Origin of the sequence: Gluconobacter sp. (assembly GCF_047723935.1) — a bacterium.
In the GTDB taxonomy this organism is placed as follows: domain Bacteria; phylum Pseudomonadota; class Alphaproteobacteria; order Acetobacterales; family Acetobacteraceae; genus Gluconobacter.
Genome location: NZ_JBDOBO010000002.1, coordinates 134,746 through 150,451 on the forward strand (window position 1 = coordinate 134,746; position 15,706 = coordinate 150,451).

Below are 15,706 nucleotides of genomic sequence, written 5' to 3' on the forward strand. Positions count from 1 at the left end.
TGAACAGGGATATGGGTGCAGTAAATGCCTCTCTCACAATCCGAACTTCAACATCTTTTGGATACGCCGGAGAGTCACGCACTTGAGGAGGCGCTCGTGAGCCTGAAAGGCCGCGTCGCTGTTATTTCCTCATTTGGAGCTGAGTCGGCCATTCTTCTGGATGAGATTGCCCGGATAGACCCGTCCGTGCCGGTTTTCTTTCTGGATACGCGGCGCCATTTCCCGGAAACGCTCTCCTATCGTGATGAGCTTTCCGATGCGCTCGGCCTTCAGGACGTCCGGACTATTTCTCCCTTGGCTCGGGAACTTGAGAACAGAGATCCACAGGATCAGCTCGCGGCATTCGATCCGGATGCCTGCTGCGCCCTGCGCAAAGTGGAGCCTTTGGAGTTGGTGCTTCCGGAATTTGATGTCTGGCTGACCGGGCGCAAGCGCAGTCAGGCCTCAACACGGGCGGCTCTTCCCATTGTGGAACCACAGCCGGATGGCACCGTGAAGCTCAACCCGCTTGCGGGATGGGGCATGGAGAAAATCGAAGCAGAGATGCGTCGTCGGAACCTGCCGCGGCATCCTCTGGTTTCAAAAGGATACACTTCGATTGGCTGTGCGCCTTGCACACGGCCGGTTGGAGACGGAGAAGACGGGCGGGCAGGTCGTTGGGCCGGTCTGACCAAGACAGAATGCGGCATTCATCGGCCAGCATGAACATGGAGCGGACAATGACGCGGACACAAACCCTGGCGGAACCGCGCGTCATGGATGATCTTGACCAGCTCGAAGCTCAGAGCATTTTCATCCTGCGTGAAGCCTATCGGAAACTGAAGCCCCTCTCGCTGCTGTGGTCCCTCGGGAAAGACAGCAACGTCATGGTCTGGCTGGCGCGCAAAGCGTTCATGGGACGCGTGCCGTTCCCGGTCATGCATGTGGATACCGAGAAGAAATTCCCGGAAATGTATGCCTTTCGGGATGAGTACACCAAGAAGTGGGATCTGGATCTCCTTCTGGGATACTGCCCCCCGGTCGAAGAAATCGATCCGTCCCTGCCGCCCGCTGCACGTTCTGCAGCGCGCAAAACTGCGGGTCTGGCGGCTATGATCGACAAGCATAAGCTGCGTGGCGTGATTGCTGGTATTCGCCGTGACGAGCAGGCCACACGTGCCAAGGAGCGCGTGTTCAGCCCTCGTGGTGCTGGTCATCGCTGGGATGTTCGCAATCAGCCGCCGGAATTCTGGGACCAGTATGCCACGCCGTATGAAGATGGCATGCATATTCGCGTCCATCCGTTGCTGGCTTGGCGGGAAATCGACATCTGGCGGTACATCGAACGCGAAGGCATCCCCCTCGTGGATCTGTATTTTGCCAAGGATGGTAAGCGTTATCGCTCTCTGGGTGATCAGGACATCACAAGCCCGATCGAGAGCAATGCCACGACCGTAGCCGAAGTGATTGCCGAGTTGGAAAGCAGCAAGACATCCGAGCGCGCTGGGCGTGCCATGGATCATGAATCAGAAGACGCATTCGAGCGTCTGCGCGTGGCGGGGTATCTGTAAGATGGGTGACATTATCGCAACCCAGGAACTCTCTGGGGCGTATCGCGCGGCCGCCACGCCGATCGTGATCGTCGGGCACGTCGATCACGGTAAATCTACCCTGATTGGACGTCTGCTTTACGATACGGACAGCCTTCAGGACGGCAAGCTGGCGCAGATCGTTGAGAGCAGCCGCAAGCGTGGTCTGGCGGTGGAGTGGAGCTTCCTGCTCGACTCCCTTCAGATCGAGCGCGATCAGGGCGTGACGGTTGATTCCACGCGGATTCCGTTCCGTCTGGGCTCCCGTGAGTTCGTGATTGTGGATGCGCCGGGCCATCGCCAGTTCCTGCGCAACATGATTACGGGTGCTGCCGATGCCGAGGCGGCCGTTCTGGTTGTGGATGCTCAGGAGGGTGCGCAGGAGCAGACGCGGCGTCATGCCATGCTGCTGCGTCTGATCGGGATCCGGCACGTCATTGTGCTGCTGAACAAGTCGGACGTTCTTGGCTTTGATGAGTCGAAGATCGTTCAGGCCGAGTTTGATGTCCGCCAGCTTCTTGGTCGTCTCGAAATCGAAGTGGAAGCCGTTGTACCGGCGTCTGCACGTGATGGTGACAATATTGCCAGCCGTTCCGAGCGATCTGCCTGGTACAAGGGGCCAACGCTGATTGAGGCTCTGGCCAATGTGCCCCCGCCGACGTCCCGTCTGTCTCTGCCGTTCCGGATGCCGGTGCAGGACGTTTATCGCTTTGATGGTGTGCGTTACGTCGCCGGCCGGATCGAGCGTGGCACTGTCCGTGCGGGCGATCGTCTGGCAATTGGTGCCCAGGGCCAGATCGCAACGGTTGCAGAAGTCTGCCGCTGGCATGCGCCGGAATTGCCGGTTGCTGGTGCGGGTGAATCCATTGCGCTGCGCCTGGAGCCGGATCTGGTGCCGGATCGTGGGGACCTGCTGTTCCCGGCAGATGATAAAGCGTCAGCACCCGAGCGTTCTGCCCGTATTCGCACGCGTCTGTTCTGGCTGCGTGGTGAGCCTCTTCGTGTAGGGGAAAGCTTCACGCTACGGCTGACAACAGCAGAGCATGATGTGACGGTGGCGTCCATTGATGCGGTTGTCGATCTGGATGACCTGACATTGCGTCAGGGTGATGAGGTTCCGCCGGACGGATTTGCTGAAATCACGCTCGCGGCTTCTCATGCCGTGCTGTTTGACCCGTTCTCTCCGGGAATGGGCGATGGACGTGGTGTTCTGGTTGATCGTCATCAGCGGATTGTTGGTGGTGCGCCGCTGATTGGTCCGGCTGAGATTGAAGATGGTGTTCATGCCATCCATCCGACAGCCAGCCGTATTTCTGCTGTCCAGCAGGCTCAGACGCGTGGTCATAAGAGTGGCGTGTTCTGGCTGACGGGCCTCCCGGGCTCCGGCAAGAGCACTGTGGCTCGTGCCGCAGAAGTGTCTCTGGCAGGGCAGGGCGTGAAAGCCACCGTTCTGGATGGAGATACGTTGCGGGCCGGACTGTGCAGCGATCTGGGCTTCTCGCCGGATGACCGTCGCGAGAACATTCGTCGTGCGGCACATGTCGCAAAAATTCTGTCTGAGAGCGGCCAGGCCGTGGTTGTCGCGCTGGTCTCGCCCCTTCAGGCAGACCGTGATCTGGCGCGCCTGATTGTGGGTGAGGGCTTCCACGAGATTTTTGTGGATACACCTCTGGAAACTTGCGAACAGCGTGACCCCAAAGGGCTCTACGCTGCAGCGCGCTCGGGAAAAATTCCAGAGTTCACGGGTGTTTCAGCGCCTTACGAAGCTCCCTTGTCTCCTGAGCTGCGGCTGGGAGCTGACCGGACGGAGGCTGAGACTGTGAGTGAGTTGACGGGCTTTGTCCTCCGGGTTGTTCAGCCCTGATTGCAGGCTAATTAAAGTGACTTCAGAAACGGCGGGCTTTGTCCCGCCGTTTTTTGTTTCAAGCCTTTTTCACTATGCGCGTGTCGTCGCATTTTGATCCGGCCGTGCTGTCTGTCAGCGAAAGAGGCGGGGCGCTGCCTCTTTGTGCTTTGACGGCTCTTAATTCGAAATTCGACGGTACAGGCATAGGATAAAGCCGCCGCCCGGAAGATATCACACAAAAAGCAACATTCATCACGTATTTATGTGATGGATATCGGCGGCTCGATAAATATCTCTTGTCGTATATTATACCTAATAATATCAATGAATTACGAATTAACGGTCTCTATCATATTCGTAAAATATCATTTCGGAGCCATAGGATAACAAGGATTTTGTGACGAAATTATCGTTGATGAAGTTATTTATAACAGTATAGTTGTTACGAATCGGGTGCTCAAATCGGAGATGGACGATGGAGCGTGACGCTATCTGGGTTGGTACAAGCTGGAAGATGAACAAGGGGCCCGCAGCATCTGTTGCGGCCGCGAACGAGCTTGCACGGATGTCTTTCCCGGCAGTTCTCCAGCCGTTCGTCATCCCACCATTTACATCTCTCAAGGATGTCTGTGACAGGCTGTCTGGAAACCGCGTTGCAGTGGGTGCACAGAACATGCACTGGCAGGACGAGGGCGCGTGGACCGGAGAAATTTCTCCGACCATGATTTCGGAATGTGGTGCGGAACTGGTGGAAATTGGTCACTCAGAGCGCCGGACCTATTTTGGAGAAACGGATCAAACCGTCAATCTCAAGGTTCATGCGGCTCTGCGACACGGATTGAGGCCGCTCGTCTGTATCGGTGATACGGCTGATGAATATTCTTATAACGTAACAAATGAAACTCTGGCACGCCAATTGAAGATCGCCCTTCATGGGGTGTCTGAAGACGATGTTCCACAGGTTCTCATTGCATATGAACCTGTCTGGGCCATAGGTGCGTCAGGCCGTCCTGCAGATGCAGCTTTCGTTGAGAGAACGCATAATCACCTGCGGAAGCTCCTGATTAACATTGCCGGATCCAGTGCAGGTTCGGCCGTTAAACTCCTCTATGGCGGAAGTGTCACACAGGACAATGCAGCAGGCTATGTCGCGTTACCCAATGTGAATGGTGTTTTCGTCGGGCGGGCTGCTTGGAATGTGGAGCATTTTCGGGCGTTGGCTGAGGGAGTCATCGCATGATGCCCCAAGCAACCTTTGAAACGCGCTCTGCTTCTGCGCGCCGCCAGAACATCCTGGACTATGTTCGGGATCGTGGTGGTGCACAGATTGATGAGTTGGCCGGACGTTTTGTCACCAGCCGCATGACCATTCACCGCGATCTTCAGGTGCTTTCGGAACGCGGAGTTTTACGTCGTGTGCATGGGGGGGTGACTACGCCTCCAAAAGCGTTTTCAGAGGGCAGTATTTCCCAGCGAAGCCATCGGGCGATGGAAGCCAAGCAGGCTATCGCGGCTGTGGCGGCAGGCCTTGTCGAAGAAGGTGAAATCATTGCACTGGATGATTCAACAACATCCCGCGTTCTGGCTGAGCGTCTGACTGACAGTGCCTCTCTTACAGTTGTCACGAACAGCATGGGTACTGCGAACCTGTTCACCAGCAAGCCCAATGTGAATCTTCTGCTGCTTGGCGGTCGCTATAACATGGATTTTGACGCGTTCTTCGGAACACTGTGTGAGCAGGCCGCGGCATCGCTGCGCGTCAACACGCTGTTCCTGTCCGTCGCGGCAATCCGCGGGATGACGGCGTACCATCAGGAGCAGGATATCATCAAAGCCAAGCAGGCCTTGATGAATATTTCCGATCGCAAAATCCTGCTCGTGGACAGTACGAAATTTGGTGTCATCACGCTCAATCGTTTTTCCGATTTAACGGAATTCGATGTGGTGATCACGGATTCAGGTCTCGAAAAAGACCTGGAGGACACGCTCCGCAATGCGGGGATCAATCTGAAAATTGCGGAAATCTCCACCGTCAGGGCGAGCGGATCAAGCAACTCCCCTGAACGTAACCCATAAAGACGGAGAAAAATCATGCGTATTGCGATTGGAGGCGATCGGGCCGGAGAAGGTCTTGCAGGCCTCATTGCTGCACATCTTCGCGCCACAACACCGCATACGGTTGTTGATATGTCCCATCCTGAAGATGAGCATCCTGAGCTCTATTCGGAGCTAAGTGAGCGGGTCGGTCTCGCGATCACGCACGGGGATTTTGATCGGGGAATCCTGTGCTGCGGAACGGGAATTGGCGTTTGTATTTCCGCCAATAAAATTCCGGGAATTCGGGCCGCGCTGACGCACGATACCTATTCTGCAGAACGTGCTGCCCTTTCAAACGATGCCCAGATCATCACCATGGGGGCACGTGTCATCGGGCCGGAACTGGCCAAAAGCATTGTGGATGCCTGGCTGGCGCATAGCTTTGACCCGTCTGGGCCGTCCGCAGGCAACGTTGCGGGCATTGAAGAACTGAGCCGGAAATATTCCGAGCATCATCTGCAAACATCCAACTGCTGAAAATACTTCCCCTGTTTCCGATCTGATACCGGAACGGGTTATCTGGAAAGACGACGAACATGAAAAAAGCTCTTTTCCTTGGTGCTGTTCTGGCCGCAACGCCACTTGCTGCACAGGCCGCTGACACCAACACGCCGTTGCGCTTTGTTCTGATTCCGAAAGTTGTCCATCCGTGGTTTGACAAGCTCAATACGGGTGCTCGTGCCGCAGCAGACATGATCACCAAAACCACGGGACAGAAAATCGAAATCGAATACCGTGCGCCGCAAACCGCTGATGTCTCTTCCCAGAATGACATCATTGAAAGAGCAATTGCTACGCACCCTGACGGACTTATTCTTGATCTGCTGGACGAGAAGGGAAATCGCGCGACGATGGATGAAGCCATCGAGCAGAAAATTCCCATGACCGTTTTCGACTCTCTTCCTCCGGAGGGCATGAATATTACGGCAGTGGGCGCCGATTTCTGTGAGCAGGGAACGATTGCGGCAGAACGGCTTGCCACATTGATTGGCAAAAAAGGTGAAGTGGCCATCATGATGGGCGTGCCCACAGCGCCTAACCACACTTTGCGCGCAGAGTGTGAAAAGAAGGTCTTTGCAAAATACCCGGATATCAAAGTTGTCGCGACCGGGATCGACAACGACAGCATCGAGACAGGTCAGAAACAGGCCTCTGCCATCATGCAGGCGCACCCCAATCTCGTGGGATGGGTTGCCTGTGATGCATCTGGTCCTGTCGGCATCGGGCAGGCCATCCGGGAAAGCGGGAAGGCAGGCAAAGTCCAGGAAGTCGGCCTCGATAACCTGAACGATATGCTTCAGCTTATTCGGGATGGTGTTGCGGAATCAACAGCGTCCAGCCGCCCGGAAATGCAGGGTTACTGGGCTGTCGTCTCTGCATGGCAGAGCGCGATGGGGCAGAAAACACCCAAATACATCGATACGGGCATCGACGTCATCACCAAGAAAACCCTCTGAGCCTGGCTCTGAGGCAGGAGTAACGATCATGGCGGTTCTCCAGGTTGAAGCTGTCCGTAAAAGCTATCCCGGTGTGGTCGCGCTCGATCACGTCGATCTGGTGCTTGAGCCGGGCAAAATCCATATCCTGGCCGGAGAAAATGGTGCGGGTAAATCAACGCTGATCAAGACCCTGACAGGTCTTGTCACGCCTGACGAAGGAACGGTCCTGATCGAGGGGCAGGATGCTCTGGTGGATCATAGCCTTTTCTCCCGTATTGCTTACGTTCCGCAGGAACTGAATCTGTTTCCGTCCATGACGGTTGCTGAAAACATGTTCATGCCGTTCCATCGTTCGGGATTTGGTCATCTGACGATTTCCCGGAAGGCTATGGAAGCGGAGGCAGCCCGGTTTATCGAGCGCTTTGGGATTCATGCCCGGCCGGGACAGACCGTCAGTCGCATCAGCGTATCAGATCAGCAGCTGCTTCAGATTGCGCGTGCGGCCTGCCGGAATGAGTTCAAGGTTTTGATCCTGGATGAACCGACATCTTCCCTCACGGCGAACGAGACGGAACATCTTTTCCGCATTATCACCACGTTGCGGGATAGTGGCTGTGCAATTGTTTTTGTCTCGCACAAAATGGAAGAAATTTTCAGTTTGGGCGACACTGTGACTGTTCTGCGCAATGGTCGCAGTGTTGGGACGTACCCGATGGATGGCATGACGGAAGATCAGCTTATCCGCCTGATGTCTGGCAGTTCTGTTCAGCTTGAAGAGAAATTCCAGCCGCGAGGTGCCATTGATGATTCTGATATTCTTCTGAGTGTGGAAGGCCTGACGGGACCGGGCTTTTCAGATGTTTCTTTTCAGCTCCGTCGTGGCGAAATTCTTGGTTTTGCGGGGCTGGTGGGGGCTGGTCGTTCGGAAGTGATGCAGACCATGTTCGGGTATCATTCCGCAAAATCCGGACGGTGCATGTTTAACGGTAAAGAAATACCTCGTGGCCGAACAGATCGGGCTGTGGCTATGGGCATGGTCTATCTTTCCGAAGAACGGAAACATCACGGTATTTTTCCGCTTCTGAGCGTGCGCGAAAACATCAGCCTTTCCGTTCTGGAAAAGATGAAGCGCGGCGGCATTATTTCGTCCGGAAAGGAGAAATCAATCGTTTCTGAAACGATTCAGAAATTTGATGTGCGCACATCTTCCGTCGGCAAGAAAATTGTCTTCCTGTCCGGGGGAAACCAGCAGAAAGCCATTATCGGCCGTGCCATGGCGCGTCGTCCTCGCATTTTGATTTTCGATGAGCCCACAAAGGGTATCGATATCGGCACGAAATTCCAGATCTACCGCATCATGCAACAGCTCGCGGAAGAGGGTGTCGGCATCATCCTCGTCTCTTCTGAAATGACTGAGTTGCAGCGCTGCGCAACGCGAATCATCACCATGTATGGCGGTCGGACCACCGGGTCGTTCGACCAGGCTACCACTGACGTCAATACGCTTGTGGGCGCGATCATCGGCGCCACGGAGACCCGTCATGTCGCTTGAAACCACGCTCCCCGGAGCAACTCCCACGCCACCAAAGGCGTCTTCCCTTCGTGCGCTTATAGCCAGAATGGTCGCCAATCCGCTGGGTGGCGTCATTGGTGCGATGATCCTGATTTTCGGGATTTCGTGTCTGTTGTCGCCGCACTTCCTGACATCATTCAACATGATCATCATCGCGCGTGCGCTCGCGTTCATCGGTCTGGTCACCATTGGGCAGGCCGTCTTGATGATTCTTGGCGAGCTTGACCTGTCCGTTGGTGCGATTGGTGGCCTCGCTGGCGTCGTTGGCGGAATGCTGATGGTGCAGGTCGGTCTGAATCCTTGGCTCTCGCTCGCTCTGTGCCTGCTGATGGGAGCGGGATGTGGCTTGTTAAATGGCCTGCTGATTACTCAGCTTCGTCTGCATTCTCTGGTGCTGACCATCGGTATGGCGGGCGTTTATGGCGGTGCCAATCTGGTGGCGACACGCGGCGTCGCCATTACCGGTGTGCCGCATGAAATCAGCTTCCTTGGTAGAGGTCTTGTCCTCGGCGTGCCGGTTCCATTTCTGGTGCTGCTGGTGTGTCTGACGGTTGTCGCATTCGTCATGATGCGTACGCCTGTCGGGCGCTACATTTACGCCATCGGGAGCAACCCGCAGGCCGCAAGAATGCTCGGTATTCGCGTCAATGCCATTCGTATGGGCGCGTTCGCTCTCGCCGGTTTCCTGTCTGCTCTGGCTGGCATTCTCATGGTCGCGCGTCTCGGAACAGCACAGCCATCCATCGGTGACACATGGGTTCTGTCTCCGATTGCGGCAGCCGTCATTGGCGGCGTTGCAACAACGGGTGGTCTGGGAAGCCCGGTTGGCGCTGTGCTGGGTGCCGTGATCATCGGGATCATTGAAGACATCATCGTCCTCTTTGGCATCTCGCCGTACTGGCAGTCCGTTGTGAGCGGCGGCATCGTCGTGCTCGCCATCTCTCTGGACTCTCTAGCCCGTCATTACCTTAACCGCGACGCGTCCTGACCGTCAGCAGCTTTTCATCCTGATAAAGGAGAGACTCACATGACCAAGATCTGTGGCGATGCTTCCGAATTCGCAGCCTCGGCCCTGCATGGATACAGCATGGTGCATCGAGACCTTGTCAAAATGGTCCGGGGTGGTGTTGTGCGCGCCAAACCGGGTTCAAAAGGCAAGGTGGCTGTCGTCGTGGGTGGAGGATCAGGGCATTATCCCGCATTCATCGGGTATGTGGGAACTGGTTTTGCGGACGCGGCCATTGCTGGAGATATCTTCGCGTCTCCGTCAACGCAGGCCATTCAAAGTGTCGTCCGTCAGGCTGATCTCGGAGGAGGCATTCTTCTGGGCTTTGGCAATTATGCTGGAGATGTTCTGAACTTTGGTATCGCTGCCGACAGGTTGCGGGCAGAGGGATATGACGTTCGCATTCTTGCAACCATGGATGACGTGGCCAGTGCGACAGAAAACGAGAGGGAACGTCGGCGCGGTATTGCGGGTGATCTGACAATTTTCAAGATTGTGGGCGCTGCTGCGGAAGAAGGGCTGGATCTGGACGCTGTCGAACAGATTGGTCACCGCGTAAACCGTCAGACACGAACTTTCGGCGTTGCTTTTGATGGCTGCACGCTGCCGGGCGAGGCAGACAAGCTGTTTCACGTTCCGAATGCCCGAATGGCGCTTGGGCTTGGTGTGCATGGGGAGCCGGGGATCGGGGAGGAGAGCATTCCAACACCGCAGGTCCTGGCACAGATCCTGCTGGAAAAAGTCCTAAGCGAACTGCCTGCCGGGGCATCCCGGCGTGTGGCTCTGACTCTCAACGGGTTGGGAAGTACGAAACAGGAGGAACTGTTTGTTCTGTGGGAAGCACTGGCGCCCCTGTTGGAAAAAGCAGGTCTGACGGCTGTGGCCCCTCTGGTTGGAGAATATGTCACCAGTCTTGATATGGCAGGCTGTTCACTGACCTTGACCTGGCTTGATGAAGAACTGGAGCGCCTCTGGTGTGCTCCGGTTGATACGGCTGCGTTGCGCCATGGCTTGATTGAAGAGGTAGGTATAACTTTCGAGGACGCGCCAGCCGAAACCAGCGTGACATACATGAAATCGTCCACAGCAGAAGGGCGGCGAGGCGGTCAGTGCGTCTCGGGAGTTATGATCACCTTGGCCGAGGCTCTTGCCGCGGCAGAAACTGAACTGGGTCATATCGATGCGGTGGCAGGAGATGGAGATCATGGTCAGGGAATGGCCCGCGGTTCGGCTGCTGCCAAAGCCGCGGCCGTCAGAGCCGCGACTTCAGGGGCCGGGCCTGCAACTACTCTTTCAGCAGCGGCAGATGCCTGGGCGGATCGTGCGGGCGGAACGTCTGGCGCTTTGTGGGGCGAGGGCCTGAGAGCGTTCAGTCTGGCGCTGGACGACAATGCGCTTCCCTCTTCAACGCAGCTTGCTCAGGGAGCAAGGCAGGCGATGGAGCGCATCATGTCTCTTGGGAAAGCGAAGCCTGGGGACAAAACCCTCATTGATGCTCTCGTGCCATTTGTAGAAATTCTTGAGCAGGAGCTTTCAGGTGGCGCGGCTCTGCCCGTTGCGTGGTCTAAGGCCGCCAATGCCTCACAAGTCGCCGCCGAGGCTACGAAAGATCTTCTCCCTCGCATGGGGCGCGCTAGAACCCATGGTGAAAGAAGCAAGGGTCACCCTGATGCGGGGGCTCTTTCTCTCGCGCTTTGTGTCGGTGTGGTGGGAAAGGAACTGCAGACCCCGCTTCTTGACGATGAGCAAAAACGCACAGTTTCTCTGGGGGAGTAAGGGAAAAACGGACGCTTTCTTAGAGAAACGCGTCAGGGGAGGCCTTTTCTTGAGAACTCCTGACCTGTGGCGAAAGTGAAAGGTCAGGAGCTTTCTCACCAAAAGCTCCTGATCCTTTTAACGGCTTAGCCGAAAGAAAGCTGGAGTGCTGAATCGTCCTGGCTCTCCAGAAGATATGGCCCTGCGTTCAGAACCTGAACTTCCAGCATCCCGATCGCATCAGCATTCCGGTTTCCCAGAGACACCAGAGCATTGCCATTCGTCCAACGGGCTTCACCGTTGGTTTCAGCGTACCAGCCCGCATCCTCGGATGCAGAAAGATGGGACGTGATGGAATGGCAAACCGTGCTGTCCCAGAGTTTGATTTGCCCCACCAGAACGCCGAGATTGCGACGGTCATCAACAAATGGACCAATAACATCTGCTGGGCGGCTGCTTCTTGAAACCAGACGAACCGATGTGACGCCCGGCTGGATCTGGAACAGAACCGATCCCTGCATTGTCCGTGATGGATAAATCACGGTGTTGTCCGTCGTGACCAAATGCAGATCATGGTCATCAGTTTGTTCTGCGGGACGCGACGTTTCGCCGATATCCAGCTTGATCGCACGTTCCAGAAGCGCAGTATAAAGCGGTTCGACCTGCTCGCGGCTTACACCTAGCGGCGCCGCAGCATCAGACACCCATGTCTGATTGTTCAGGCGAACAACATCTCCGGTCTGTTCGAACGAAGTGCGGTTTCCCGTGTCCAGATAGCTTTCAGCTTCTGCTCCATCGGCGATAAGAACGCCGTGTGTTTCGAGTTCTACATGGAAGATTTCGAAAAAGCTCTCGGACGTATCTGTCGTGATGGAACGACCATTGACCAGCATCCGCGCCGGAACCATCAGATCATTCAGATGCAGGCAGTGCTCCGAGGTAATACGAAGGTCCTTGTGTGGGATGTTATCGGCGAGTGCGTTGGCCTTGATGCAGACGGGCCATTTGTTAGGGTCTGCACTGGCTTTGACGTCCACAAAACGACGGCCCACCCAGTGGATTGGCTCTGGCTGAAGTTTGCCGTTCCGTTTGACCATAACCAGATCGCCAATCTGCAAGGTTTCAACGGCCTTTTCACCGTCTGGCGTTAAAATCATGGTGTTGGACAGATAGCAGACCGTAACCCGGATGCCGCCGCTATCGTACTGACCCGACGACGCTGAGACGTTGAACGTATGACCATTATAGGCAGTCGTATCCAAGCCCACGGACTGTACAAGCTTACCTGCTGAATAGACATTCAAGGTCGAGCCACTGACACTGGCTGACATGCTGGAACCAGCCTTGAAGTCTGCAAATGTCAGCAGAGAGCCAGAGGTAATGTCCAGACCGCTGATAATGGCGCCTGAATGAACTGTATAAATTCCACCGGAAGACACCGTGGCGCTAATGGACGACGCACCAGCCTGTACGGAGAATTCTCCACCATTGGCAACAGTCGTATAATAGTCCTTGGATGGGCCGTAGCTGTTGCCGAATTCCTGGGCAAAGCCACCAGAGGAAACGGTGACGTTGCTGAGCACACCGCCTCGATTATTGATTTCAGCGCCGGAAAAAACCGTGACGCCTGTGACCGTCGCTCCGGAATAGGTGTAGAGTCGAGCGCCATTGGCAGCATATTTCGCGCCGCCAGAACTCAGTACGATGCCCGACGCGCTTCCACTTTTGACATTGACAACGCCGCCTGAAGAAACAGCGATACTGCTTGCTTTCCCGCCACCTGAGACATTCAGTGTGCCGCCACCACGGACAACGAAACCGCTTTGTGTCGTACCGCTAACGGTCGTGGAGCTTCCTGAACTGACTGTCGTTGTCATGTGATTCCTATGCTTCTTCGTCGACGCTGGATGCGAATAGTTTGTTTTAAGTAAACTAATGGTATGATTTCAGGTGGTTTTTGTAAAATGAAAATATTGATTTTCATGATTTTCCACGGCAGAAAGACCAAAAAGAAAACAATAAGTTTCTAAAAAGTCCTGATATTTTCAGGAGAAATACGTTTTGAGAAAAATGCATTCTAGAGGGCGGCGTTAATCGGAATTTTCATATTGGATTCCGAATGTGAGATGGAGAGAGGCCAGAAAAGCGCTCTGATATTTTAAAATCGATGGATGGTCTGCGGTAGCATAGTGGTTTCTAGAAATGCCTCCCTCCCGGCAAACCTGAGAGGCCCATTCGAGATGTGGAGAGACTGATGATCTCGATAACGTCATGTCCCGAGCTCTTTGCGTAGAACAGCAATCCTAAGAAAGTGTTGATTGGAAGAAGTGTTGGCGAATGGAATTGAAGGGGAATTTCCGGAAGCGGAAGCTTCACTGTAATAGAATGTCCTATCGTTGATTTTGGCATCAGGGGCCTGTCTGTAATCTCATGAGTGTTTCTTCCGTCCCCGTGCGGCGGCGTACGCAGGCTGATCGTAGCGCCTCGACGCGTGCCAAGGTTGTGCAAGCGGCCGTCAATCTACTTCAGACGCAGGGCTATGCCGCGACAACAATACAGCGCATCGCAAAGGCGGCGGGTGTCAGTCTTGGGGCGTTGCAGCACCACTTCCCCACAAAATCACTGATTATGGCCACGGTCCTGCGGCATTATGCTCTTAAGCGCGCGCGCCTCTACAGGCAGGCCATCAGCAACAAGGAAACACCTGAGCAGCGTGTTGATGCCATGCTGGATACGATGTGGGCACTCGTGACCGCCGGGCCGGAATTTATTGCGACGGTGGAAATAGAGTTGGCAAGGCGAAGCGATCCGGATCTGGAAGAAGTGACAGCTCCGGTTCTCGCCCGCATTGACCAGTTCATGACGAGGTGGCTGTCCGGAAAGCGGGGTGTGGCGCCCAGTCAGGAGTTTATTGATCTGCGACTTCTGAATGCTGCGCTTTTGCGCGGGTTAGCAGTTGAAACGGCACGAGGCATTCCGCTGGAGGATCTCTATCGCTCCTTTGAAGTCTGGCGCAGATTTGCCCGCGAAGAATTCCTTCGGATTGCTTTGAAAACTCCCTGATTCAGAGGGCTGGAGACGTTCCGCACGTACAGGGTCGAATCATTCCGATACGCAAATAATTTATCTTGACGCATAACAAACAATTAGGTTGTATTGCTTTTATAAGAATTTGAATGGGAGCGTTGAGAGACCTCCCTCCAGCACAACAGGGTCAGACATGACAATGCCGCCTCTTACTGCTTTGCAGGTTTCTCCCGCCGAAATGGCCGAACGCCATAAGAAGGTCCGGGAAAAAATGGAGGCAGCCGGCCATGCGGCGTATGTCTCTTTTGATCCTGACAACATTTATTACCTGACAAATTTCGCTAATTTCGTTCATGAGCGTCCATTTGTACTGGTTCTGACTGCCTCGGACGCGACGTTCATTGTTCCCAGGCTTGAGATCCCGCATGTGGAGCGGCACAAGGTCGGTGCCCTGACACTTGCGGAGTATGCCGAGTTCCCAGCCCCTGCTGGAGCGCGATGGTCTGATCGTCTGGCGAACATTCTGCCAGCACAGGGTACAATCGGTATTGAGGCGGCCTGTCCGGCTTATTTGCAGGCAGCGATCGGACCTCGGTGCCAGATCCTGAATATCGTTGATGACGTCCGGCAGATTAAGTCTGCCCATGAGATTTCACGTATCGCGTGGACAAGTGACGTGATGACCAAGGCTCTTGCCATGATGATGGGCAAGGTCAAGCCAGGTGTGATGGTGGCTCAGGCCATTTCAGACGTGACTCCCTATTTTTACCATCGCTGCCTGACGGAAGCACCGGCTTATAATGTCATGTCCAGCAAGGCTGCCGGTCTCATCCAGCCGCCTGCCTATACAGACGATCCGCATAATTTTTCATGCCTGACCGCACCTTGTGAACCAGGAGGTCCGTTCATGGGGCTTATTGCGGGGCGCATTAACGGATATGGCGCGGAAATCGAGCGAACGTTCTTCTTGGATCATATCCCCGAAGACGCGAAACGCCCTTTCGATACCATGATGGAAATGCGCCATACCGCGTACGGTATGCTCAAACCGGGTGCGATTGGTTCCGAAATTGATGCGGCCTGCCAGGCTATTGCGCATCGTGCGGGCTATGAAACGCCGCTGCACCGGACCGGCCATAGTTTCGGCGTTACCAGTCATGAAGCTCCGTTCCTTGCTCTGGGTGAAGATAACGTCATTCAGCCGGGTATGATTTTCAGTATTGAGCCGGGAATTTATATCAAAGGGCAGGGTGGATACCGGCATTCGGATACAGTTCTGATCACTGAAGCCGGATACGAAATACTGACAAAATATCCCGATGAAAAAGAAAATCTCATCGTTCGTTAGGCCTGAGGCACACGCTGATTTTTCCTGACGAAGTTTGTTTTTTCATT

13 protein-coding genes are annotated in these 15,706 nt (G+C 54.9%); 12 read left to right on the top strand and 1 reads right to left on the bottom strand.

What is annotated here, in order from left to right; all coding sequences use genetic code 11:
* The first annotated feature begins 24 nt into the window (after positions 1-24).
* The 10 genes from ABF979_RS02780 (at position 25) to ABF979_RS02825 (ending at position 11,305) form a co-directional block, all read left to right on the top strand.
* Positions 25-705, top strand: coding sequence for a phosphoadenylyl-sulfate reductase (locus tag ABF979_RS02780; RefSeq protein WP_064275243.1), 681 nt, complete (start codon positions 25-27; stop codon positions 703-705).
* A 50-nt stretch (positions 706-755) separates the two neighbouring features.
* Positions 756-1,550: a sulfate adenylyltransferase subunit CysD gene (gene cysD, locus ABF979_RS02785; RefSeq protein ID WP_064275312.1), complete on the top strand. Its 795-nt coding sequence runs from the start codon at positions 756-758 to the stop codon at positions 1,548-1,550.
* A gap of 1 nt (position 1,551) precedes the next feature.
* Complete coding sequence (gene cysC / locus ABF979_RS02790) at positions 1,552-3,432, top strand: adenylyl-sulfate kinase (protein WP_415557623.1); 1,881 nt, start codon at positions 1,552-1,554, stop codon at positions 3,430-3,432.
* Between the two features lie 457 nt (positions 3,433-3,889).
* Positions 3,890-4,654, top strand: coding sequence for a triose-phosphate isomerase (locus tag ABF979_RS02795; protein ID WP_415557624.1), 765 nt, complete (start codon positions 3,890-3,892; stop codon positions 4,652-4,654).
* On the top strand, positions 4,651-5,490 hold the full coding sequence (locus ABF979_RS02800) for a DeoR/GlpR family DNA-binding transcription regulator (protein ID WP_211500381.1): 840 nt from the start codon (positions 4,651-4,653) through the stop codon (positions 5,488-5,490). The genes ABF979_RS02795 and ABF979_RS02800 overlap by 4 nt, the downstream gene beginning before the upstream one ends.
* Before the next feature lie 15 nt (positions 5,491-5,505).
* Positions 5,506-5,988, top strand: coding sequence for an RpiB/LacA/LacB family sugar-phosphate isomerase (locus ABF979_RS02805; protein WP_415557625.1), 483 nt, complete (start codon positions 5,506-5,508; stop codon positions 5,986-5,988).
* A 59-nt stretch (positions 5,989-6,047) separates the two neighbouring features.
* The gene (locus ABF979_RS02810; RefSeq protein WP_211500382.1) at positions 6,048-6,968 is read left to right on the top strand and encodes a substrate-binding domain-containing protein; all 921 of its coding nucleotides are present in this window, start codon (positions 6,048-6,050) and stop codon (positions 6,966-6,968) included.
* A 28-nt stretch (positions 6,969-6,996) separates the two neighbouring features.
* Positions 6,997-8,502 carry a sugar ABC transporter ATP-binding protein gene (locus tag ABF979_RS02815; protein WP_415557626.1) on the top strand — a complete coding sequence of 502 codons (1,506 nt, stop codon included), beginning with the start codon at positions 6,997-6,999 and terminating at the stop codon, positions 8,500-8,502.
* Complete coding sequence (locus ABF979_RS02820; RefSeq protein ID WP_415557627.1) at positions 8,492-9,511, top strand: ABC transporter permease; 1,020 nt, start codon at positions 8,492-8,494, stop codon at positions 9,509-9,511. Before ABF979_RS02815 ends, ABF979_RS02820 begins: the two co-directional genes overlap by 11 nt.
* A gap of 39 nt (positions 9,512-9,550) precedes the next feature.
* Positions 9,551-11,305 (top strand): dihydroxyacetone kinase family protein, encoded by a 1,755-nt coding sequence (locus tag ABF979_RS02825; RefSeq protein WP_415557628.1) that lies wholly within the window; start codon positions 9,551-9,553, stop codon positions 11,303-11,305.
* A gap of 125 nt (positions 11,306-11,430) precedes the next feature.
* Here ABF979_RS02825 and ABF979_RS02830 read toward each other — a convergent pair whose 3' ends face one another.
* Positions 11,431-13,161, bottom strand: coding sequence for a Hint domain-containing protein (locus ABF979_RS02830; RefSeq protein ID WP_415557629.1), 1,731 nt, complete (start codon positions 13,159-13,161; stop codon positions 11,431-11,433).
* Between the two features lie 553 nt (positions 13,162-13,714).
* Here ABF979_RS02830 and ABF979_RS02835 point away from each other — a divergent pair.
* Positions 13,715-14,347 (top strand): TetR/AcrR family transcriptional regulator, encoded by a 633-nt coding sequence (locus ABF979_RS02835; RefSeq protein WP_046900504.1) that lies wholly within the window; start codon positions 13,715-13,717, stop codon positions 14,345-14,347.
* Positions 14,348-14,504: 157 nt separating this feature from the next.
* The gene (locus tag ABF979_RS02840; protein WP_415557630.1) at positions 14,505-15,659 is read left to right on the top strand and encodes a M24 family metallopeptidase; all 1,155 of its coding nucleotides are present in this window, start codon (positions 14,505-14,507) and stop codon (positions 15,657-15,659) included.
* The last annotated feature ends 47 nt before the right edge of the window (positions 15,660-15,706 follow it).

Bases quoted from the DNA above. Each gene is read 5' to 3' on its own strand.
- ABF979_RS02780 (WP_064275243.1), top strand. From the start codon at position 25: ATGCCTCTCTCACAATCCGAACTTCAACATCTTTTGGATACGCCGGAG.
- cysD (WP_064275312.1), top strand. From the start codon at position 756: ATGGATGATCTTGACCAGCTCGAAGCTCAGAGCATTTTCATCCTGCGT.
- cysC (WP_415557623.1), top strand. From the start codon at position 1,552: ATGGGTGACATTATCGCAACCCAGGAACTCTCTGGGGCGTATCGCGCG.
- ABF979_RS02795 (WP_415557624.1), top strand. From the start codon at position 3,890: ATGGAGCGTGACGCTATCTGGGTTGGTACAAGCTGGAAGATGAACAAG.
- ABF979_RS02800 (WP_211500381.1), top strand. From the start codon at position 4,651: ATGATGCCCCAAGCAACCTTTGAAACGCGCTCTGCTTCTGCGCGCCGC.
- ABF979_RS02805 (WP_415557625.1), top strand. From the start codon at position 5,506: ATGCGTATTGCGATTGGAGGCGATCGGGCCGGAGAAGGTCTTGCAGGC.
- ABF979_RS02810 (WP_211500382.1), top strand. From the start codon at position 6,048: ATGAAAAAAGCTCTTTTCCTTGGTGCTGTTCTGGCCGCAACGCCACTT.
- ABF979_RS02815 (WP_415557626.1), top strand. From the start codon at position 6,997: ATGGCGGTTCTCCAGGTTGAAGCTGTCCGTAAAAGCTATCCCGGTGTG.
- ABF979_RS02820 (WP_415557627.1), top strand. From the start codon at position 8,492: ATGTCGCTTGAAACCACGCTCCCCGGAGCAACTCCCACGCCACCAAAG.
- ABF979_RS02825 (WP_415557628.1), top strand. From the start codon at position 9,551: ATGACCAAGATCTGTGGCGATGCTTCCGAATTCGCAGCCTCGGCCCTG.
- ABF979_RS02830 (WP_415557629.1), bottom strand. From the start codon at position 13,161: ATGACAACGACAGTCAGTTCAGGAAGCTCCACGACCGTTAGCGGTACG.
- ABF979_RS02835 (WP_046900504.1), top strand. From the start codon at position 13,715: ATGAGTGTTTCTTCCGTCCCCGTGCGGCGGCGTACGCAGGCTGATCGT.
- ABF979_RS02840 (WP_415557630.1), top strand. From the start codon at position 14,505: ATGACAATGCCGCCTCTTACTGCTTTGCAGGTTTCTCCCGCCGAAATG.